The 21916-nt window shown below is 60.8% G+C and carries 18 protein-coding genes; 4 read left to right on the top strand and 14 right to left on the bottom strand.

Translation table 11 applies throughout. The features are described 5' to 3' along the window. Positions 1–50: 50 nt before the first annotated feature. The 3 genes from ACXAIC_RS15520 to ACXAIC_RS15510 form a co-directional block, all read right to left on the bottom strand. Positions 51–1589, bottom strand: coding sequence for an ABC transporter substrate-binding protein (locus ACXAIC_RS15520; RefSeq protein ID WP_475181339.1), 1539 nt, complete (start codon positions 1587–1589; stop codon positions 51–53). Between the two features lie 143 nt (positions 1590–1732). After that, on the bottom strand, positions 1733–2086 hold the full coding sequence (locus ACXAIC_RS15515) for a hypothetical protein (RefSeq protein ID WP_475181336.1): 354 nt from the start codon (positions 2084–2086) through the stop codon (positions 1733–1735). Positions 2087–2226: 140 nt separating this feature from the next. Further along, a complete protein-coding gene (locus tag ACXAIC_RS15510; RefSeq protein ID WP_475181333.1) occupies positions 2227–3147 on the bottom strand; it encodes a substrate-binding periplasmic protein in 921 nt (306 codons plus the stop codon). 492 nt (positions 3148–3639) lie between these two features. Here ACXAIC_RS15510 and ACXAIC_RS15505 point away from each other — a divergent pair, with 492 nt between their 5' ends. Further along, positions 3640–4509, top strand: coding sequence for a GNAT family N-acetyltransferase (locus ACXAIC_RS15505; protein WP_475181331.1), 870 nt, complete (start codon positions 3640–3642; stop codon positions 4507–4509). A 292-nt stretch (positions 4510–4801) separates the two neighbouring features. Here ACXAIC_RS15505 and ACXAIC_RS15500 read toward each other — a convergent pair whose 3' ends face one another. Both ACXAIC_RS15500 and ACXAIC_RS15495 read right to left on the bottom strand, forming a co-directional pair. Beyond that, positions 4802–6130, bottom strand: a complete 1329-nt coding sequence (locus ACXAIC_RS15500) for an NAD(P)/FAD-dependent oxidoreductase (RefSeq protein WP_475181330.1) — start codon at positions 6128–6130, stop codon at positions 4802–4804. Positions 6131–6148: 18 nt separating this feature from the next. Further along, positions 6149–7468 carry an NAD(P)/FAD-dependent oxidoreductase gene (locus ACXAIC_RS15495; protein ID WP_475181327.1) on the bottom strand — a complete coding sequence of 440 codons (1320 nt, stop codon included), beginning with the start codon at positions 7466–7468 and terminating at the stop codon, positions 6149–6151. Between the two features lie 210 nt (positions 7469–7678). Between ACXAIC_RS15495 and ACXAIC_RS15490 the strand changes: the two genes are divergently transcribed. Continuing rightward, positions 7679–8155, top strand: coding sequence for an Lrp/AsnC family transcriptional regulator (locus ACXAIC_RS15490; protein WP_475181605.1), 477 nt, complete (start codon positions 7679–7681; stop codon positions 8153–8155). A gap of 31 nt (positions 8156–8186) precedes the next feature. Here the strand turns inward: ACXAIC_RS15490 and ACXAIC_RS15485 are convergent, their stop codons facing one another. From ACXAIC_RS15485 to ACXAIC_RS15455, 7 genes are all read right to left on the bottom strand, one after another. Continuing rightward, the gene (locus tag ACXAIC_RS15485; RefSeq protein WP_475181324.1) at positions 8187–9824 is read right to left on the bottom strand and encodes an ABC transporter ATP-binding protein; all 1638 of its coding nucleotides are present in this window, start codon (positions 9822–9824) and stop codon (positions 8187–8189) included. Beyond that, entirely contained in the window at positions 9824–10672 is an 849-nt protein-coding gene (locus tag ACXAIC_RS15480; protein WP_475181318.1) for an ABC transporter permease, read from the bottom strand. The genes ACXAIC_RS15485 and ACXAIC_RS15480 overlap by 1 nt, the downstream gene beginning before the upstream one ends. After that, complete coding sequence (locus tag ACXAIC_RS15475) at positions 10672–11625, bottom strand: ABC transporter permease (protein WP_475181312.1); 954 nt, start codon at positions 11623–11625, stop codon at positions 10672–10674. Before ACXAIC_RS15475 ends, ACXAIC_RS15480 begins: the two co-directional genes overlap by 1 nt. Before the next feature lie 140 nt (positions 11626–11765). Then, positions 11766–13376: an ABC transporter substrate-binding protein gene (locus ACXAIC_RS15470; RefSeq protein WP_475181307.1), complete on the bottom strand. Its 1611-nt coding sequence runs from the start codon at positions 13374–13376 to the stop codon at positions 11766–11768. 407 nt (positions 13377–13783) lie between these two features. Further along, positions 13784–14698: a 2-hydroxyacid dehydrogenase gene (locus tag ACXAIC_RS15465; protein ID WP_475181302.1), complete on the bottom strand. Its 915-nt coding sequence runs from the start codon at positions 14696–14698 to the stop codon at positions 13784–13786. A 3-nt stretch (positions 14699–14701) separates the two neighbouring features. Continuing rightward, positions 14702–16075: an aminotransferase class III-fold pyridoxal phosphate-dependent enzyme gene (locus ACXAIC_RS15460; protein WP_475181295.1), complete on the bottom strand. Its 1374-nt coding sequence runs from the start codon at positions 16073–16075 to the stop codon at positions 14702–14704. 17 nt (positions 16076–16092) lie between these two features. Further along, positions 16093–16965: a GNAT family N-acetyltransferase gene (locus ACXAIC_RS15455; protein ID WP_475181289.1), complete on the bottom strand. Its 873-nt coding sequence runs from the start codon at positions 16963–16965 to the stop codon at positions 16093–16095. Between the two features lie 335 nt (positions 16966–17300). On the opposite strand from ACXAIC_RS15455, the gene ACXAIC_RS15450 reads away from it, so the two are divergent. After that, positions 17301–17966, top strand: a complete 666-nt coding sequence (locus tag ACXAIC_RS15450) for a haloacid dehalogenase type II (RefSeq protein WP_475181283.1) — start codon at positions 17301–17303, stop codon at positions 17964–17966. Positions 17967–17987: 21 nt separating this feature from the next. Further along, positions 17988–19265, top strand: coding sequence for an NAD(P)/FAD-dependent oxidoreductase (locus ACXAIC_RS15445; protein WP_475181277.1), 1278 nt, complete (start codon positions 17988–17990; stop codon positions 19263–19265). 138 nt (positions 19266–19403) lie between these two features. On the opposite strand, the gene ACXAIC_RS15440 is transcribed toward ACXAIC_RS15445, so the two are convergent. Beyond that, positions 19404–20867, bottom strand: coding sequence for an NAD-dependent succinate-semialdehyde dehydrogenase (locus tag ACXAIC_RS15440; RefSeq protein WP_475181270.1), 1464 nt, complete (start codon positions 20865–20867; stop codon positions 19404–19406). 11 nt (positions 20868–20878) lie between these two features. Continuing rightward, positions 20879–21913, bottom strand: a complete 1035-nt coding sequence (locus ACXAIC_RS15435; RefSeq protein WP_475181263.1) for a tartrate dehydrogenase — start codon at positions 21911–21913, stop codon at positions 20879–20881. Positions 21914–21916: the final 3 nt, after the last annotated feature.

Here is a 21916-nt window from a genome sequence, read left to right as displayed (position 1 = left end):
TTCAGCCCCCGGAACCGGCCCCAAAGGTCAGACCTTGGGGCCGCCGGAACTCACTGGGTTGCGATGGCGGTGTTGCCGTAGTCGATCCAGTCGGCATATTCCGACATGGGCACCGTAACGCCCGGCCGCGACAGGGTGAAATTCGGCACCAGAAGGATCGGAATGGTGGACACATGCTCATCCACCACGGAGCGGTAAGCCTCCCGCACCAGGGAAATGACCTCGTCCCGGCTCTTGGCCACCCGAGCCTTGCGGGCCAACTCGTCCACATTGCCGCCCGGTGACGTCACCGCATAGCCCCAGGGGCTCATGGTGGTGAAGACATTATAAAGCAGGTAGGTCGGGTCGGTGTTGTTGTTGGAGGCAAATTCCAGATAAAGGTCCGCTTCGCCCGGCCCGAAATAGGTGTCGTTATAGACGCCGCTATCGCTCACCTCGACAAGATCAATGGCCACGCCGATGGCTGCGAACATCTGTTCCAGCATTTCCGGCATCGGCTTGACGGTGGAGACATTCGGATAGGCGGCGACCAGACGCAGCTTCAGTTTGCGGCCGTCCTTTTCACGTACCCCATCGGCCCCCATGCTCCAGCCGGCCTGGTCCAGCAGGCCGTTCGCCCGCTCCAGATCATAGGTAAATCCCTTGGCATGATCGTCGCCCAGGTCAAACATCCAGCCCGGCAGGATCGTCCTGGCCGGCTTGCCATATCCGCCGTAAAGCACCTCGGCCAGCGTGTCCCGGTCGATGGCATAGGCCAGAGCCTGACGTACCTTCAGATCGCTGCCGATATCATAAGGGGCTTTCCCTTTCATGTTGAACATGAGTGCCGCATAGCGGATCGGGCGGCTTTGGTTCAAGACCACCGAGCCATCCTTCGGCATGGACAGCATCATTTGCGGTGTCACCTCGCCGATGACATCCACCTCCCCGTTCTGCAAGGCCAGAAGGCGGGCATTGTCATCGCTGATGAAACGGAAGGTCATCTTGCCAACGGCCGGTTTCTCGCCCCAATAGTCCGGATTGCGCACAACCGTGATCTGCTGCTTCGGTTCATAGCTTTCCAGAAGATACGGGCCGGTGCCGACCGGGTTTTCCGTATGGGTGTCAGACGGCAGAAACAGCGACGTGCCCCGGTGGGTCATGTTTTCAATGACCAAAGCGGATTCCACTTCGGAGCGGAAGGAGATTGTGTGCATGCCCAGTTTCTGAAAACTATCCTGGTCAAGCTGTAGGAAGTCCGATTTGTTGTGGTCATAGAGCTTGAAAGCGGCAATCGCAGTGTCCGCATTGAACGGTGTGCCGTCGGACCAGACCACTCCCTCCTGAAGCTCCACCGTGTAGACCCCGTCCTTGTACTCCCAGGACTTGAACAGGAGCGGGCCCGGATTGAAATTGGCATCCGGTTTGACGGCGGTTTCGGCAATCTGCGCGGCCGGCCGCCGGGTTGTGAAGGTGAATTTGTCCGGTTTGACGCTGTAGCGGTCGGCTTTGACGGCGATGGTCAACTGGGTTTCGGCCGAGGCGGACGGAAGTGTGGCAAGGCCAAGAGAGGCAGACGCCAGCAGCGCCGCCAGAACGGGTTTGAACATGGAAGGTCCTTGGAAGATCAGGCGAAAGCAAGTCGCTTTTTTATCGGGTTTGCCCTTTGCTGCCAGACATCAGACAGCGCAGCGCAAAAGACAAAACGGTTTGGCCCCATTGGAACGTGGTGCGCGCTCGCAGGAAGGGGCTGTCAGACCGCTAAGGGTGGCGCCCTTGGACCGAGACTGCCGCAGCCCACATCTGAGGGACTGTGGCTGACAGGGACCGGCGAAGCTTGAGCATCCTGCTCCGGACCATCCGGCTCCGCCAGGGCCTCAGCAACCGGCAGTGCCTGAAGCTGGTTCAGGCACACATCACAGAGCGTACGGAACCCGCCCTGTTGCGGACCGTCGTCCGGGTCCTGAACCTCCACCGTTGACAGCGTTCCGCCCTGGCAGATCACATAGGTGAGCGTCCCGTTTTCCAGCGACAGCACTGCGCCGGGCATCTGAAAGATACCCGCAAGGAAAACAGCATAGGCCAGTATCAGAGACAGGATGCGCAAAAGGGGAGGCTCTTTAAGTCTGCAAACGCTCAAGACAGGTGAAACGGCAAAAGATGCGCCATCATTGCAGCCCGCCCCTGTCTGTCAAGACCGAAACGGGCCAAGCCTTGTTGACATGGACTTGCTGCAAAAGACAGGCCTCAGTGCGCGCTGGCTTCAGTCTGCGTCCCAAAGCGCAGGTGTTCTGGCCTGAATTCAGCGGGCTGGTACCAGAGTTCTTTCTGGCCGAAAGGGGTTTCTGGCCCGGTATTTGGATTGGGGATCTTGAAGATGGTCCGGTTGTGCAGCTTCGCCCTGGCGATGTCGTCGGCAAAATGTTTCTGGAAGATCCGGTCAAACGTGCCGTCCGCGATCAGCTCCCGCAAGCCCCGCTCCAGGCGCTCGGCCAAATCGGGACGTTTCGGGGTGACAAAAAGATAGTTAGGAGTCGGAGCATAAAGCGCCAGATGCTGATCGATCACGATATCCGGGTAGGTCCTGGAACTGGCCTCATATTCGTGAAAGATCTCGTCCAGGCCGCGTCCGAAGATACGGAACCGGCCGAGCGCCAGCATCTTCATAAGGTTCGCCCGGTTTTGTGCCGTGACCACCCGAAACCCGGCCTGTTCCAGCGCCGCCGTTGTCGACCATTGGGATCCGGACCCGATGGGCAGGGCCTTCAGGCGCTCCAGACTGTGAATACCCTTCAGAATGGGCAGATCCTGCTTGCGGGTGAAAAAGAGCCGGTATCCCTGCAAGCCCTTGCGCAAGGGAATGCGGATGGGGATCAGCTTTTCTTCCCATTCACGTTTGGTGGCGACGGCAACAAATTCGACATTTTCTCCTGAAATCAGCTCCAGCAGCAAGCGTTCTCGCGAGGCTGGAGCGCCCCCAAGCGTTCGGGGCTTTGCCGCCCCCGGCCCCTCGGTCCGTTTCAGAATCGCGCCGACAAGCTCCTTGATATAGGCGTTGCCACCACCTGCAACCACCGCATCCGCATCTGCCTGCACCGCTCGGGGAGCCCCAATGAGAAGCAGAACAAACACCACCACACGTACAAGACTGCTGTTTACGGTCGACATTGTGGGATAATCGCTCGCTCTTTCAAAACCAACTTCGGACTGTGTCCGCACAACAGGCTGCACTCACCGCGCCCTTTTCAGTCGCAGCCGTGGTCTATACAGTACAAATTCGCGACAAACTATTTCAGATTAGAAAAATCACAATCTTTACTTGTCGTTATGAAATGAAAATATTCTCACTGTTTCTTTTTTAAGACACTTCCCCGATAATGAATACATTAATACTTTCGCTTCGACATAGCGCCCGTTGCTTTTTTCAATAATCGCCGGAACACCTGCGCTGCCAGCATTCTCTGGCTTGACCTGATTGCGCCAGAAAGCCAGAGCCCTTCCGGCGTTGAGCCTCAAACGGGCCGCAAAGGGAAACCGGCTGCGGCAAAAACGGGTTTTAAAGCGTTTTCCGTGACATAGATGCCGCTGGGAGCGGCCGTTTAAGCAGCAAATGCGGCTCTGAGCTGTTAGGCTGGGTCATGACTTGAACGGAGCCCGAGAGTGCAGGACGCAAAAACCAAGCTGCTAGACAGCTATCTGCTGACCCTTTCAGAAATGACGAGAGAGGATCTTCCCAAGCTGCATGAACTCTCCATCGGTGTGAATTGGCCGCACCGCGCCCATGACTGGGCCATGCTGTTCGATCTGGGAGAAGGCTACGTCACCCGGGACCCGATTGAACGCATTCTGGGATCGGCCATGTGGTTTCCCTTTGGCGAGCATATGGCGTCCATCGGGATGGTGATCACATCGCCCCGGCTGCAGGACCATGGCGCCGGACGCTGGCTGATGCAGCACATTCTGGCCAGAACCGCACAGCGCAACAAGATCCTCAACGCCACCAAGGCAGCCTACCGGTTGTATCTGTCGCTGGACTTTGTACCGCGCAGGACCGTGTTTCAGCACAATGGCATAGTGCACAGCGTCCCGGATTCAAGCGGCGGCGCCCGCCCTCTGGCAGCGGGTGACACAGCCGCCATCATTGCGTTGGACGCGGCCGCCTATGGTGCCGGGCGCGGCGCGGTGATGGAACAGGTTCTTGCCCGGTCCGAAGGCACTGTTCTGGACATCAATGGCGAGGTCACCGGCTTTGCCCTGCGCCGCCCCTTTGGGCGGGGACATGTGATTGGCCCGGTGGTTGCGGAAAGCGAAGAGGATGCGATCCGCCTGATCCAGCCCCATGTGGCCGCCCTGGAAGGCAAGTTTGCCCGGCTCGACACGCGGGCCGAGGCGGAAGACGGACCTTTGCGCTCGTTCTTGAGTTCTGCCGGCATCGGCCTTTACGACACGGTGACCACCATGACCATGGGCGAACCGCCTGCTCAGGGCCCGGTGACCACCTTTTCCCTGATCAATCAGGCGCTTGGCTGAACGGCTTCGGCACCCAGCCGGTCTTGCCTCATACCAACCTCACTAGATAGAAACCCATCTGATGGCGCTGGTCCGGATTGGCCGGCAAGGCGCGTTGCGCAGGACGGCCTTTTTGGCCGTTCAAGCGGCGCAACGCAGTCCGGCGGGCCGGAGCAGGCCACCGAGGCCGTGTTTGAGGACTGTTCAGCTGCGTCCCAGGTTTTGAACGATAAACCATATCGCCCTGCAACCTGCTCCTTGCCGAACAGTCCCAAAACACGGTCAGATCGGTTCCTATCTATTGAGGTTGGTATCAGATCATGCCCATGGAGCCGAGATCCGTGCCGTCGATCATGCGCTCATATCGGAACGGAGCCGGATCGACACACGGTGTATCCCCCCGGATCAGATCGGCCGCCAGTTTTCCCGCCGCCGGGCCGATGCCGAAACCATGGGCGCTGTATCCGGCTGAAACAAACAGGCCCGGTTTAGCCTGAACCGGCGAAATAACCGGGATTGCATCCGGTGTGCAATCGACCATACCGCCCCAGGTGTGATCCACCCCGACCCCGGCCAGCTGCGGATAGACCTGTGCCAGCTCCTGCAGGCCGCGTTTGACTGAGCGGGCATCCGGCTTGGGGTCCAGCACCCGGGTCTCTTCAAAAGGCGAACAGCTGTCCGCCGTCCATGTGCGCATGGCGTCGGGACCCTTGTAGAAGGATGCGCCCACGGTGACCCTCATTTTCTTCCAGCGCTCCACGAGGGTTGGCCAGAAGGGCCGCCATTGCAGGACACCCATGGGCGCCAGATGCAGGATTGCAAAGCCGCTCAGGCCGATTGTATAGCGGCCATCTGTGCGCCGCCGGATGCTCAGATCCGGCATGGAGACCCCGCCGGACAGGATCTCCGGGCTTGGCACTGTGGCCAGAGACGTGGACTGAATGGAGGCCTGCAGAAACGGCACCCCGTGATGGCGCAGGAACATGCCCGCCCAGGCACCACCGGCCACCAGCACGGACTGGCAGCGGATCAAGCCGTTTTCCGTGACCAGGCCCGACACCTTGCCGCCGCTGAATTCAATCTCCCGGGCGGCGCAATTCTGAAAGAGGAGCGCTCCGGCAGCGCGGGCGGCTGCGGCCAGGACCGGCGTTGCAAGAGCCGGTTCGGCGCGCCCGTCCGTAGGCGAATGAACCCCGCCGAGCCACTGGCCCGTATTGCCCGGTAAAAGGTCTTTCAGTTGCGCGGGCGTGACCAGCCTGCTGTCGACCCCGTAGGATTTGGCCATCTGGCCCCAGCTTTCCCATGCGGCCAGATCGCTTTCCTTGTGGCTGGCATAGACAAGACCGCTGCGGCGGAAGCCGGGATCCGCTCCGGTGTCCTGCGCCAAAGTCTCCCACATTTTCAAAGCCAGGATCGCCAGCGGCAATTCGCGTTCATCCCGGTTCTGCTGACGGCACCAGCCCCAGTTGCGGCAGGATTGTTCTGCGGCAATGAGCCCCTTTTCGACCAGGGCGACGCGGGTCCCGCGCAAGGCAAGCTGCCAGGCGGCCGCCACACCGGCGATCCCGCCGCCGACGACAACCACATCGACAGCCTCCGGCAGCTTGGTGTCGCTGGCAACAGTGGAAAGGGTGGGGATCATGAGAAGGCGTGTCCGGCGCTAAAAGTCTGCGACCTTGCCCCACGAAGACCGGGCAAAGCGGGAGGGATGATAGGGCACCGGATCCACAATCGGCTCGGCCCCGGTGATCAGGTCGGCAACCAGATGCCCGGCCCCGGGACCGATCCCGAACCCATGGCCGCTGAACCCGGCCGCCAGCACAAAACCGGGGATTTCGGTCTCTCCAATGGCCGGAACCCCATCCGGTGTGCTGTCGATATACCCGGCCCAGGATGCCGTGATCCGGCTGGCCTGCAGCGCAGGCAGCAAAGCCTGCCCCCGTTCGAACGTCCTGCGGATCTGGCCCTGATCCGGCGCCGGGTCAAGGATGCGCATCTGCTCCATGGGGGTTGCCTTGTCAAGCGCCCAGCGGGACAGGGTCTCGTGCCCCGCCCTCAAGGCTTGCAGCCCGCCGGGTGCAAGAGACCGGCGGCGCTTCAGGAACATGGGCAGGAAGCTGGAGCCGAACCGGAGCATTTGAAGCGTGGGATCCACCCGTGCATTGCCGGACACAGCCAGGGTGTGGCCGCCATCGCCCCGAGCCGTCAGCGAAACCTCGGTTGTGTGCAGGGCATCGGGAATGCCCTCTGCCGCTGACACGGCCAGGATGGAGGACCGCACGGCCGATTGCGGGAAGCGGATGCCGAGCTGGCGGCAGAAGCTGGAAGCCCAGGCGCCTCCGGCCATCACGGCGGTTCGGGTTTTGATCACACCCTGTTCGGTCACGACGCCAACGACCCGGCCGCCTTCCAGTTCCAGACCGCGCACGGCGCAATTCTGCAAGACGGTTGAGCCGAGTTTTTCAATGCCCTGCGCAATGACCGGGGCTGCGCTTGCCGGATCGGCAATGCCGTCACTGGGCGAGAACACCCCGCCTTTCCAGGCCTTGCCGGTCGCCTTGCCCCGTTCAGCGGCTTCCCTGGCGCTCAAGACATGGGTGGTCACCCCTTCCCCGGCCGCAAAATCGCGCCATTTTGCCCAGGCCTCAAGCTCCGCCTCGTTGTTGGACAGATAAAGAAGACCGCAGCGCTTGAACCCGAGGGCCGGGCCGACGTCTTCAGACAGCCTGTCCCAGAGCGCCAGGCTTTTGGTTGCCATGGGCAGTTCCCGGGCATCCCGGTTCTGCTGGCGGCACCAGCCCCAGTTGCGCGACGACTGTTCCGCGCCGATGCGGCCCTTTTCCGCCAGAACGACCTTCAAGCCCCGTTCGGCCAGAAAATAGGCCGCGCAGACACCTGCAATGCCGCCGCCGATGATCACGGCGTCGGCTTCTTCCGGCAAACTGGACCGGGTTTGAATATGCAGCAGCGGTGCGGGCATTCAGCTCTCCTTTTCCGCCACCTTAGGAGTTTTGAGGTCGGGATGATGCCGGAGATGATCAGAGCGCAGCATTTTCTGTCGCCTTTTTTTGCATCCAGAGCAGAAACACATCTAACAAAAATAATTAATCTTTAAAATACAACACCCTAAGCCAATTTGCCTTATCAAAAGAAAATGCCTAGATTGGCGTACCGGTATTTCGAGGACACCATGAAGCTTGATCGGATCGACATCAGGATCCTGCATGAATTGCAGAAGAACGGCAGGATCACCAATGTGGAACTGGCCGAGCTTGTACACCTGTCGCCCAGCCCCTGTCTGGTGCGGGTGAAAAAGCTGCAAAAAGCAGGCTTCATCACCGGCTATTCCGCCCAGATCGACATTGCCAAACTCGGGCCGACCGTGACCGTCTTTACCGAGGTCACCTTGAAGAACCACCGCAAGATGGATTTCGAACAGTTTCAGCGCGCGGCCGAAAAGGTTGAGGAAATCGTCGAATGCCACCTCATTTCCGGCGGCTATGACTATCTGCTGAAATTTGTCACCGCGAGCATCGGCGATTATCAGCAAATCATGGAACGGCTAATCGACATGGAAATCGGCATCGACAAATATTTCAGCTTCGTGGTGATCAAATCCCCTTTCGTGAAATCCCACCTGCCGCTAAACCGCATTTTTGCAACCTGACCCTTGCGACCCGGCAAGGCCGCTTTCCGGGTCAGGCGACTGAGACCGGAAGGCTGTCGAGCCAGCCCGTATCCAGTTTCGGCACGGAGGCAAACAGCTCCTTGGAATAGGGATGCGCCGCGCCATGAGGCAGATCTTCGGCTGCCAGGACCTCCACCACCGCACCATTATGCATCACCATGACCTGATCGCAGATCGCCTGAACAGTTGACAGGTCGTGGCTGATGAAGATGTAGGAGAGGTCCAGCTCCCGCTGCAGCTCCTTGAGAAGGTCGATCACCGCCGCCGCCACCACCGTGTCGAGGGCGGAGGTGATTTCATCACACAGAACCACTTCGGGACTGGCAGCAAGCGCCCGGGCCAGATTGACACGCTGCTTCTGGCCACCGGACAATTCGCCCGGCAGGCGGTTTCGCAGGCTTTTCGGCAGATGAACCATATCCAGCAATTCATCGACCCGCGCCGAGCGGGCGCTGCCCCGCTGGCCGTGGTAGAAGGTCAGGGGGCGGCCCAGGATCTCCTCGATAGAACAGGACGGGTTGAGCGCCGTATCGGCCAGCTGGAAGACGATCTGCATCCGGCGCAGCTCTTCCTTGCTGCGCTGGCGCGCATTGGGGGAAAGCTCCCGGCGGTCGAGCTGCACATTGCCGGAGACTGGTGGCAGCAGACCGGCAATGCAGCGGGCAAGGGTCGACTTGCCGGACCCGCTTTCGCCGATGACGCCAAGATTGTGCCCCCGGGCGAGCCGCAGGCTGACATCGTTCAGCGCCACCTTGGCCGGCTTGCCGTCCCGGCCAAGCGCGCCATAGCCGGCAATGATGTTTTCCACTTCCACAACAGGATGGCGCTCCTGCGCCGCATCGATTTCCGGGGCCACATAAGCGACCGGATCAAAAGCGGCCAGCAATTCGCGGGTATAGGGGTGCTTGGCCTCATGAAGGATCGACTCCGTCGGCCCCTCTTCTTGGATTTCCCCGTTTTTCAGAACGATGATGCGGTCGGCAATCTGGGCGACAACCGCCAGATCGTGGGAGACATAGACCCCCGACATGCCGCCTTTTTTCATTACATCCTTGAAGGCCCGCAGAACTTCGATCTGAGTGGTCACGTCCAGCGCGGTGGTAGGCTCGTCAAAGATCATCAATTTCGGGTCGCCGATCATTGCCATCGCTGCTGCGAGACGCTGAAGCTGACCGCCGGAAACCTCATGCGGAAACCGGTTGCCAATGGTTTCCGGGCTGGGCAGGGCCAGCGCCCGGAACAGCTCCACAGCCCGTTGCCGCGCCGCCGCCGGAGGCATCAGCTTGTGGATGCGGGCCACCTCCACCACCTGGTCGATCAGCCGCTTGGACGGATTGAAAGCAGCCGCAGCGCTTTGAGGAATATAGGCAACATCCGTGCCGCGCAGCTCCCGGCAGGCCTCTTCGTCCAGCAGCACCAGATCGCGGCCTTCAAACAGGATCTTGCCGCTGGTAATCGCGCAGCCGGAGCGGGTGTAGTTGAGCAGGGTCAGTGCCGTGGTCGTCTTGCCCGATCCGCTTTCCCCGATCAGGGCGACAATCTCGCCCCTGGCAATGGAAAAGCTGATGCCCTTGATGATCTCGATATCCCGGCCGGAATCGGTCCGCGCCCCGACTTTGAGATCCTGCACGTCGATAAGTGGTGTCATCAGTCACTCCGATCCCGAATCTTGACGGGCAGGTTGTCGATCAGAAGGTTGACGCTAATGGTCAGGCTGGCGATGGCAAGGCAGGGGAAGATGACGGCCGGGGCGCCGTAATTCAGTCCCCCCATGCTTTCCTTCACCAAGGCGCCCCAGTCCGCATTCGGCGGTTGAACCCCAAGGCCGAGGAAGGACATGCTGGACAACAGCAGCACGATGAACACGAAACGCATGCCCAGATCCGCCAGAACCGGCCCCAGAATGTTGGGAAAGATCTCCCGCGTGATCAGATAAAAGGTCCGCTCGCCCCGGGCGCGAGCCACCGTGACATAGTCCATGGCGTTGCTGTTGACCGCGAGCGAGCGGGCAAAGCGGTAGCTGCCGGGCGTGTAGATGACCGCCAGAAGCACGATCAGAATGGGAATGGTGGAATCGGTGGCTGCGACAATAACCAGCGCAAACAACTTGGACGGGATCGAGTTGAGCGCATCAAGAAACCGGCTGAGGATCGTGTCGAACCAGCCACCGGTGACCGCAGCAACCATGCCCAGCGTCACCCCGGCGAAGCTTGCCAGCAGGACGGCGGCGGCAGAGATGCCAACCGTATAACGGGCCCCGTGGATCAGCCGGGAAAAGACGTCACGTCCCAGATCATCCGAGCCCATCCAGAACTCGGGTGTCATAGGCCCGAAGGGAGAATAGATGAAATCGACAATCTCGCCGGGTTCATAAGGCGCAAAAGCCGGACCGATGATCGCAACCAAGATCCAGAACAGGATGATGCAGGCCGACACAATGCCGACCGTGTTGAACCGGTATCCGGCAAAAGGGGCAAAAAGGCGGGTTACGGTCATCAATTGCGAAGCCTCGGATTGGCCACGATGGCGATCACATCCGCACAGGTAATCAAAAACAGGTAACCGAAGCAGAAGATCATGGCGCAGCTTTGAATGAGCGGCAGGTCCCGGGTGGCCACTGCATCCACCATCACCTTGGCAATGCCCGGATAGCTGAAGACAGTTTCAACAATGATCGCGCCGCCCAGGAGATAGGACAGGGAGAGCGCCATGGCATTGGCAATCGGGCCGATGGAATTGGGCAAGGCGTGGTGAATGACCATGCGCGCGCGGGAGGCGCCTTTCAAAAGCGCCATTTCCACATAGGGCATCTTCAGCGCCTCGATCACCGCAGCCCGTGTCATGCGGATCATCTGGGCCGAGACAACCACCACCAGGGTCATGACCGGCATGGCATAGGCTTTCAGCTGACCGAAGACACCGGTCGCCTCATCGACAAAAGAAATGGAGGGCAGCCATTTCAGCCAGACGGAGAAGATCAGCATCGCGGTTGCGGCGATCATGAATTCCGTAATGGAAACGACTGATATGATTGAAGAGGTCACGATCCGGTCAATCAGCGAGCCCTGATAGACGGCCGCCATGATGCCCAGGGCCAGGGACAGGGGCACGGCAATGGCGGTGGTCAACCCGGCGAGGCGCAAGGTGTTGGCCAGGCGGGAATCGATCAGCTCCCAGATGTCCATGTTGTTGGCATAGGAGGTGCCGAGATCGCCCTGAAACAGGCCGGTCAGCCACTTCCCATAGCGGATGATGGCCGGATCATTGAGATGCATGGCTTCGCGCAGGCCCGCCACCGCTTCGGGGGTGGCCGCCTGACCCAGAAGTATCTCGACCACGTCGCCGGGCAGCAGCTGCGTTGCACCGAAAACCACCACGGAAACAATGAAGAGCGTGATGACGGCGATGCCAAGCCTTGCCAGAATCAGCCGTGCAATTTGTCCGGTCATGAAGATGCCTTGAAGGAGAGGGGACGCCCGCAGGGCGTGAAGGGCGGCACGGGGAGTTTATATCAATCCGCGCGCCGCAACAGCAACGGGTGCCGGAGCCGGTTTCACCCGGGTCCGGCACCTTTCAGGAACTGTACCTGTTAGCTGTCGAGCCAGACATATTCGGCCATGGCATAGCCCATCTGACCGCCCAGCGGGTTCGGCTTCAGGCCCTTCAGCTTGGTGGACTTGGCGTCGATGTTGGAAATGAAGGCCGGGATTGCGGTGCCCGCTTCATTGGAGATCATGACCTGCATGTCGTCATAGATCGCCTTGCGCTTTTCAAAGTCGAGTTCGCCGCGGGCTTCGATCAGTTTCTTGTCGAAGGAGGCGGACTTGAACTGGCTCTCATTCCAGGGCGCTGCGGAATCATAGAGCAGCGAGAACAGGATATCCGGCGTCGGGCGCGGGTTGATGTTGCCGAAATGAACCGGCGCCTTCAGCCAGTAATTTGACCAGTACCCGTCAGACGGCACACGCTGGATGTCGAATTTCATGCCGATCTTGGAGCCCGCCTGCTGCAGCACGGTCGCCATTTCCACCGAATGGGACGCTGCCGTCGAGGCGACAACCGGAATGGTTTCGCCGAGCACACCAGCCTTTTCGAAGAGGGACTTTGCCTTTTCCGGGTCATATGCGCGCGGCTTCAGATCCGCATTGTAGAAAGCGTTCATCGGCGGGATCGGCTGGTCGTTGGCGATTTCGCCATAGCCGCGCATGACCGCCTTGCGGATCAGTTCCCGGTCCAGAAGGTATTTCACGCCTTCAATGAACCCGGCCTTGTCGCCCGGAGCCATGTCGAGGCGCATGTTCATGTTGGTGTAGTTGCCCGAGGTGGAAACGGAGCTGTCGACACCCTCATTGCCTTCCAGAAGGCGCAGAAGCTGCGGTTTGATGGAGGCAGCCAGATGGATGTCGCCTGACAGAAGCGCATTGACACGGGCCGTGTCGTCCGGGATAGCGAAATATTCGAAGCTTTCCAGCGGCACCGGGCCTTTGAAATAGTCTTCGTTGCGCACGACCACGGATTTGACGCCCGGCTCGAATGTTTCCAGTTTGAACGGGCCGGTGCCGTTGCCTTTGGAGAAATCCGTCGTGCCGTCAGCCACAATCATGAAGTGGTGCATGGCCAAAATGGTCGGCAGATCGGCATTCGGCGAGGCCAGGGTGATCTCGACCGTGGACGGGTCAACGGCCTTGATCCCGGTCATCTGTTTGGCAATGGAATTGACCTTGGAGCCGACGGCTTCGTCCAGATGACGGTTGAGGGAGAAAACAACATCGTCGGCCGTCAGCGTCTTGCCATCATGGAAGGTAACGCCGGACTTGAGCTTGACCGTCCAGGTCTTGGCATCCGGGCTTTCGATGCTTTCGGCAAGCTCCATCTGCGGCTTGCCGCTCTCATCAAGGAATGTCAGACGGTTGTAGAGCGAGCAGCAGCGCACATAGTCGGTCGACAGGGAGGCCTTGGCCGGATCGAGCGTGTCTGCGGTGGACGAGGACCAGCCGGCCGCCTTGAAATGCCCCCCTTTGACCGGCGTCTGCGCCAGCGCGGACGTGGCCCGGCCCAGCATCAGACCCCCGGCCGCGACCGTCATGCCACCCGCCAGGAACAGGCGCATGATGTCCCGCCGGGATGCGCCGGCGCGCAGGGCGCTTTCGACCATCCGGTCGTCAGCCTGAGTCCAGTTGTTGATTTTTTTGTCCGTCATGTTCATTCCCCGTCTTTGTCGGTTCCTGGGCGTTCTGTGTGATTGGCCATTCCGCCCATGCAAACAGCCAGTTTCCGTGTCCGGCCCTGCGCCTTGCCGGGATTTCCCGGACCCTTCAGAACGTCCTCCCGTTACGTCAGGCAGCGCGGCTGGTCCGGCGTCCGGACCGGGTGGCTTACACCACCCGCAATCGCTTATTCAGCAGGCAAAACCATTTTTTAAGCAGCATTTTATGCTCCTTCATTCGCTGTGTTTCGCCTCGCGATGTACCGCAATCTTGCAGCAATTTTCTCCGATTTCCTGCTGAGTATGAAACCTTAGCCACATTAACGGGTGTCGATTTGAGTTCTGCAACAGCATAAAATGCTGTTCTCAGCACCCCAAAATCCGGTCAACCCCGCGTGGTCTTAGTAGCCCTTGTCCCGGCTGACCAGCCCGGGAATGGGCGTACCTGCACGATGCGCCAGAATGCCGGCTATGACATGATCCGCTGCGTCCAGCGGCCGGGTCTGGCTGGCAATATGGGGTGTGATCACCACCTTTTTGTGCCGCCAGAGCGGATGGCCTGCCTGAAGAGGCTCCGGGTCAGTCACATCCAGCCAGGCCGCCGACAGATGCCCGCCATCCAGAGCCGCCATCAGCGCCTCCTGGTCCAACTGGCGACCACGCCCTGCCTGCACCAGGGCAGCCCCTTGCGGTAGCGCGCTGAAGAGATCCGCATTCAAGATGCCAGCTGTCTCTTCGGTGAGTGGCAGCAGGCAGATCAAAATGTCCGTACGCGCCAGAAAGGCAGGCTTGTCCGTGAAGATACGCACCCCCGGCACCTCCCGCGGGCTCCGGCTGAGGCCCGCCAGGTCGAACCCGAACGGCCGCAGCGCCTCCAGCGCGGCAAGCCCAAGCTGGCCAAGCCCCATGACCCCCACCCGGCGCGCTGATGCAGGCCGGTTGACGCCCGCCGCCCATTCCTGCCACTCTCTTTGCGCCAGATAACGGGGCAGATCCCGGTGCAGGCCCAAGGTGGCCAGCGTGATGTATTCGCACATCTGTTCGCGAATGCCCGGCTCCAGCATGCGCACCACATCGACCTGACCGGGAAGGGTCTTGAGGTCGAATTGATCCACCCCGGCGCCGATGGAAAAGATCAGCTTCAGCTTTGGATAGGTCTGAAGCAGGTTCTCCGGCGCCTTCCAGGTCACCAGATATTCCACCTCGGCCGGATCAGGCGCCGTCTCCCGATGGAACGGCACCTCCGGCAGGCTGGCCGCGAAGCGCTTGGCAAAGACCGCGCCCCGCTCCGGCGTCGACTGGAACAGAACCGCCATCAATCAGGCCATCGCCGCTCTGACATCCGGATCTGCCAGCGTCTCGTCCAGCACATTGCGGGTGCGTTCGACAATCTGGTCGATCTCGTCCGCAGTACAACACAGGGGCGGTGCATAGCCGAGCGCGCCATTGGCGAAGGCGCGCACGATCAGGCCGTTGTTCCAGGCCCGGTCAAACACCCGCGTGGCGGCCTGGGCAGACGCCGGAAGCGGGGTCTTGGCGTCCTTGTCGGTAACCATTTCGATGGCCGCCAGCATGCCGCGTCCGCGGACCTCGCCAACCAGCGGATGATCCGACAGCCCGTTGAGGCCCGCCATCAGCCGCTCGCCCATCTTGCGGCCATTGTCCAGAAGGCCGTTTTCATAAAGATCCAGCACTGCCAGGCCAACAGCCGCGCTCACCGGATGGCCGGAATAGGTGTACCCGTGGCCGATGGCCGCCGGACCGGCATAATCGGCCATGGCCTGATACATCCGGTCAGACAGGAAAACCGCCCCCATGGGCACATAGCCGGAGGTGAGCCCCTTGGCCGTGGTGATCATGTCCGGAACAATGTCTTCTTCCGTACTGGCAAAAAGCGGCCCGGTGCGGCCGAAACCGGTGATGACCTCATCGGCAATGAACAGGATATCGAGGCGTGCGCAGGCTTCGCGCATGGCCTTGACCCAACCCTTCGGCGGCACGATGACCCCGCCAGACCCCTGGATCGGCTCAACATAGAACGCGCCGACCCGGTCCGCGCCCAGCTCCGCCACCTTTGCTTCCAGAGCCGCCACGGAGGCCGCAATGATTGCCGGCCCATCCTGGCCAACCGGATTGCGGTAGCTGTAATGGGACGGAATTTTATGCTGCCACTCATAAGGGGCGCCGAAACCCGCATGGAAGGCGGGCAGAGCTGTGAGACCGGCGCCAACCGTGCTGGAGCCGTGATAACCCTGTTCAACGGAAATGAACTGGTCCTTTTCCGGCTTGCCGAGGGCATGCCAGTAAAAACGCACGAAGCGCACGGTGGAATCCACCGCATCCGATCCGCCCAGCGTGAAATAGACGTGGTGCAGGTCGCCCGGCGCATGGTCGGCCAGCCGCGAGGCCAGACGGATGGCCGGTTCCGAGCCAAGCCCGAAATAACCGGTCGCATAGGGAAGATCTTTGAGCTGGCGGGTCGCCGCTTCAATGACGCTGTCCTGGCCATAGCCCGCATTGACACACCAAAGACCGGCAAAACCGTCCAGAAGCTGGCGGCCTTCTGCATCTGTGACCGTCGCACCGTCAGCACCTGTCAGGACGCGCACGCCCGCGTTTTCATGGCCGCGCCAGCTGGCCACGGGATGGATCAGGTGCGCTCTGTCGAGTTCAATCAGGGAATTGGGACGCATGGGAACCTCTTGAAAAATCAGCCGAGCGCCTGGGAGGCGAGAGCGAAGGTCTTGAAATCTGATGGGGCGGCTGCGCTGCCATCAGCCTCTGCAGCCACGGTCTTGCGCATGGAAATGCCACCGCCCGCATAAGCAAGGCCGGCCGCTTCGAGCCAGTCGCCAAGCCCGGTGCCGACGGTGGTGTCGACCCGCAGGAAGGTCCCTGCGCTTTGCTTGATCAACGCCGTCAGAAGCTGCTTCGCTTCTGCATCGGAGCGGGCGATCACCGGCCCGGCCACATTGCCGCGCCCGAAGGCTCGCAGCGCCGACCAGCCAACAATCTTGCCACCCTCTTTCAGGACCAGCACCTTGCCCACCCGGAACAGGGTGAGCAGAAGCGGCAGACGCTCCATGCCGGTGGCCGCCCCGTCCAGGTCCGTCAGAGCATTGATATCGGTCAGGGCGCCCCAAAACAGGCCGGTCTGCGTTGTGCCGTCCCCAATGTCGTCCGCCTCCACAACCGCATTGGGCAGGCCTTGATATTGGGCCACCTCGTCATAGGCTTCAAAGCCGAGCTTCTCATAAAGCGGCAGACCGTCCCGGGTGGCAACCAGACGCCATTCGGAAGGCGTGACCGCCGCCATGGCGGTTTCCATGATCTTCCGGCCCAGGCCCTGCCCGCGCAGCGCCTCGTCGACGATCACCATATTGACGGTTGCAACCGGCCCGAACGGCGAGGCAATCGCCGTTGCGGCCACCTTGCCGTCCACGATGCCGACACGCCCCTCAGACAGGGAGAGCACCATGTCCCAGTCCTCTGCCCGATGCGGCCAGCCGGCCGCCCTGGACAGGCGCACTGCTTCTTCAATGTGGTCTTTTTCAAAAGGCGTGAAAACGATGTCCGTTTGCATGGATTTCCAGAGCTCATTGGTCTTGTTTTGAGAAACGATACGGGGGACAGAAGCGCAGGTGCTGCGGGGTTATTGCCCGCGCTCCGGTGTCATTTGCCGTTCCTGCGCCCGTTAAAGCATGATCTGCGGCATCATGACCGCAGATTTCCCGCAAACCTGGTCAGGTCCGGACAGATCGCGCAATTTGGTGCTGCCAGGACGGGTCCATTCGGTACTTTGTTGTTCACCAGGCTTCAAAAGCAGCAAAGCCCCCTTAGGCTTCTGCGTAGGATCAGGCAAATGGCACCGGTCCCGTCCGGAGCCTTGGCCTTTCGGAACGACAAAGAGACCTGAAAATGACCTTCCGCCCCAAATACATCACCTTCGATTGCTATGGTACGCTGACCAATTTTGATATGGCTGGCGCCGCTCGCCGGGTTTTTGGCGAACAGCTTTCTGAAGAAAAGATGCTGACATTCATCAAGAATTTCGCTGCCTACCGGCTGGATGAAATCCTTGGTGCCTGGAAGCCCTACGCGGATGTGGTCGCCAATTCGCTGGAGCGGACCTGCAAGTTGAATGGCGTGGCCTTCCGCGAGGAAGATGCCCGGCAGATCTATGAGGAAGTGCCGACCTGGGGTCCGCATCCCGATGTTCCGGCCGGGCTTGCCAAGGTGGCGGCCGAAATTCCGCTGGTCATTCTGTCCAACGCCATGAACAGCCAGATCCTGTCCAACGTGGAAAAGCTCGGCGCCCCGTTCCATAAAGTGATCACCGCCGAGGAAACCGGAACCTACAAACCGCAGATGAACGGCTTTGAATATATGCTCGACGCCCTTGGCTGCGGACCGGAAGACATCACTCACGTCTCCTCCTCCTTCCGCTATGACCTGATGACAGCCTATGACCTGGGCATCAAGTCCAAGGTCTGGGTCAACCGGGGCCATGAGCCCGCCAATCCGTTCTATGAATATACCGAAATCAAGGACATTTCCGGGCTTCCGGGCGTGTTCGGCCTTTAAGCCGGGTCTGGAGCTTTTGCGATGAAATTCGCCTCCTATTGGCATGAAACAGCGCCCCGGTTTGCCGGGGCAAGCCAGGCAGACCCGACCGGCTGCTATGGTGTTGCAGTGATCGGAGCCGGGTTCACCGGCCTCGGCGCGGCGCGCAAACTGGCCGAAACCGGGCGCCGGGTGATTGTCCTGGAAGCCGAGACCGCCGGGTTCGGCGCGTCCGGGCGCAATGGTGGCCATTTGAACAACGGCATCGCCCACGGATTCGCCGATGCGGTCAACACATTCGGCATGGACAAGGCCCTTCAGGTCTACCGGGCATTCGATCAGGGCATTGAAACCATCGAGCGCCTGATCAGCGATGAGAAGATCGACTGCGACTTCCGCCGCTCCGGCAAGCTGAAGCTGGCCTCCAAGGCAAGCCACTATGAAGCGATTGCCCGCAATTGCGAGCTGATCACCCGCGCGGCCGATCCGGATGCGGTGATGATCCCGCGTGAGGAGCTCCAGCGCGAAATCGGCTCCAGGACGTTTCACGGCGCCATGCTCCAGCCCAAAAGCGCCATGATGCATATGGGCAAATTTGTTGCCGGACTGGCGGAAGCCACAGCCCGCAAGGGGGTGGATATTCTGGAAAAGGCTCCGGTCACCGCCTGCAAGCGCTCTGCTGACGGCTGGGAACTGGCAACGCCGCGGGGACCGGTCCAGGCCAAACAGGTGCTTCTGGCAACCGGCGCTTATACGCCTGCCTTCTTCTCGTATATCCGGCGCCGCATCATCGCGGTTGGCAGCTTTCTGGTCGCCACGCGGCCGCTGACAGAAGCAGAAGTCAAAGACGTGATGCCGGGCAACCGGACCTGCGTGACTTCGCTCAATGTGGGCAACTACTTCCGTCTGTCGCCGGACAACCGGCTCATTTTCGGCGGCCGGGCACGGTTTTCCGCCACTTCAGACCAGACATCGGACGCCAAGAGCGGTGCGATCCTGGCCGAAAGCCTGGCGGCGATCTTCCCCCAGCTCAACGGGATTGAGCTGGACTATTGCTGGGGTGGGCTGGTCGACATGACCAAGGACCGTTTCCCGCGCGCCGGGGAACAGGACGGGATGCATTACGCGCTCGGCTATTCCGGCCACGGCGCGCAGATCGCCACCCATATGGGCGAGATCATGGCCGATCTCATGAGCGGCAAGACCAACCGGAACCCCTGGGATGGCCTGCCCTGGCCCGCTGTGCCCGGCCATTTTGGCAAACCCTGGTTCCTGCCTCTTGTCGGCGCTTACTTCAAAGTGAAAGACCGGCTCAGCTGAATTACCCCCTCTCCCAATGGGAGAGGGGGCTGCCTCAGAGCGTGTTACATTCATCCGGTTTCACATTGCTTTGCCTTTCGCGCTGAAATCTCTGATGTCAGGCCGCGAAAGACAAATCCGGTGAACCCGATTTGCTGTCTAAAGCCCGCCCATATGGAAGGCTTTTGTTTCCAGATATTCCTCTATGCCCGTGCGGGCGCCTTCGCGGCCGAGGCCGGATTGTTTGACACCGCCAAACGGGGATACCGTGGTGGAAACGGCGCCGGTGTTGAGGCCAACCATGCCGAATTCCAGCGCCTCACCCACCCGCCAGGCCCGATCGATGGAGCTTGTATAGAAATAGGCCGCCAGACCGAAGGGGGTCGCATTGGCAGTCTCAATGGCCTGCTCTTCCGTCTCGAACCGGAACAGCGGAGCCACCGGGCCGAAGGTTTCCTCACTGGCAAGCTGCATGGAGGTGTCGCACCCGGCCAGCACGGTCGGCGCCGCATATTGCCCATCCGGCACATCCGCCTGTCCGGCTATCCGCGCGCCCTTGGCCAACGCATCCTCGATATGGCGGTTGATCTTGCCGATGGCTGCCTCGTTGATCATCGGACCAATCTCCACGCCGTCCTGACCCGGCCCGACCTTCATGGCCGCCACCTTGGCGCTCAAAGCCTCCGTGAACCGGTCAAAGACCCCGGCCTGAACCAGAATCCGGTTGGAACAGACACAGGTCTGACCGCCATTGCGGAATTTGGAGGCGATCGCCCCGTCGACGGCAGCATCGATATCGGCATCGTCAAAAACGATGAACGGCGCGTTGCCGCCCAGCTCCAGACTGAGCCGCTTCACCGTCGGCGCGCATTGTTCCATCAGGAGCGAGCCGACGCGGGTAGAGCCGGTGAAGGAGAGTTTGCGCACAACCTCGCTGGCGGTGAACGTGGCACCGATCTCCTGAGGCAGACCGGTGACAATGTTGATCACCCCTGCCGGGAGACCGGCCCGCTCCGCCAGAACGCCGAGCGCCAGCGCGGAATAAGGCGTCAGGTCGGACGGCTTGATCACCACTGTGCAACCCGCCGCCAGCGCCGGGCCGACCTTGCGGGTGATCATGGCATTGGGGAAGTTCCACGGCGTGATGATGGCAGACACGCCGACCGGTTCTTTCAGCGTCAGAATACGCCGGTCCCGAGCCGGAGCCGGAATGAGCGCTCCGTCGATCCGCCGCGCTTCTTCGGCAAACCATTTGACGAAGGACGCGCCATAGCCGATTTCGCCCCGCGCTTCGCCAAGCGGTTTGCCCTGTTCCAGGGTAAGCAGCAGAGCCAGATCGTCCGCATGCGCCTCCATCAGGTCAAACCAGCGCTCCAGAAGCCTGGCCCGGTCCTCGTGACTGGTCTTGCGCCAGCTCTGAAAGGCCGTATTGGCAGCGTCAATCGCCGCTTGCGTGTCCGCAGCCGAGCAATCCGGCACCGTGCCGAGCGTGGCGCCTGTCGCCGGGTCGTGAACATCAATCGTTTTGCCGCTGGAGGCTGTGACCCAGGTTCCGCCGATGAGAGCAGCCTGTTTGAAAAGCGCCTGATCCTTCAGATCAGCAACCGTTTTGGGAGATGTCATGTGAGAATATCCTAGTCCAATGCCGCCAGAACGGCGTTGGTGATCGCGTCGGTCTTGTCCTGGCCCGGCACGGTGCCGATGCCCTTGGCGGTCGTGGTTTCCATGGCGGCCATCACCCTGGCTGCCGCCTCCGCTTCACCCAGGTGATCCAGCATCATGGCCGCCGACCAGATCGCGGCCAGGGGATTGGCGATGCCGAGATGGGCGATATCGGGCGCCGAACCGTGGACCGGTTCGAACATGGACGGCGCCGTCCGCTCCGGATTGATGTTGGCGGATGCCGCAAAGCCGAGCCCGCCCTGAATGGCGGCCCCCAGATCGGTCAGAATGTCGCCGAACAGGTTGGAGGCCACGATCACGTCCAGGCTTTCCGGCGCCATCACCATGCGCGCGGCGAGGGCATCGATATGATACTGGCTCACTTCGACATCGGGATAGTCGCGGGCCAGCTCCTGGGTGACTTCGTCCCAGAACACCATGGAATATTTCTGGGCGTTGGACTTGGTCACCGAGGCCAGGCGGCCGGACCGCTTTTGCGCCTGTTCAAAGGCGAAGCGCAAAATGCGCTCAACGCCGGTCCGGGTAAAGATCGAGGTTTCGACCGCCACTTCAGAGCCCGTTCCCTGATGGACCCGCCCTCCGGCGCCGGAATATTCGCCTTCCGTGTTTTCGCGAATGCACAGAATGTCGAAGCCGCTTTTGCGCAGCGGGCCGTCCACCCCGGCCAGAAGCTTGTGCGGCCGGATATTGGCAAATTGCACAAAGCTCTTGCGGATCGGCAGAAGCAGGCCGTGCAGGGAGACGGAATCGGGCACTTTTTCCGGCCAGCCGACCGCGCCCAGAAACACCGCATCAAAGCCGCGCAGGGTTTCAATGCCATCTTCCGGCATCATCCGGCCCGTCTCCAGATAATAGTCGCAGGACCAGGGGAAGGTTTCGGTCGCCACCTTGCCGGGCAACACCTTGTTCACCACGGCCATGGCGGCATCGGTCACCGGTCCACCAATGCCATCGCCCGGAATGAGCGCAATACGATGTTTGGTCATGTG

Source organism: Roseibium sp. AWQ4_254 (assembly GCF_056161025.1).
The sequence above is the reverse complement of the archived record's forward strand: the minus strand, read 5'-3'. Positions and strand labels throughout refer to the sequence as shown.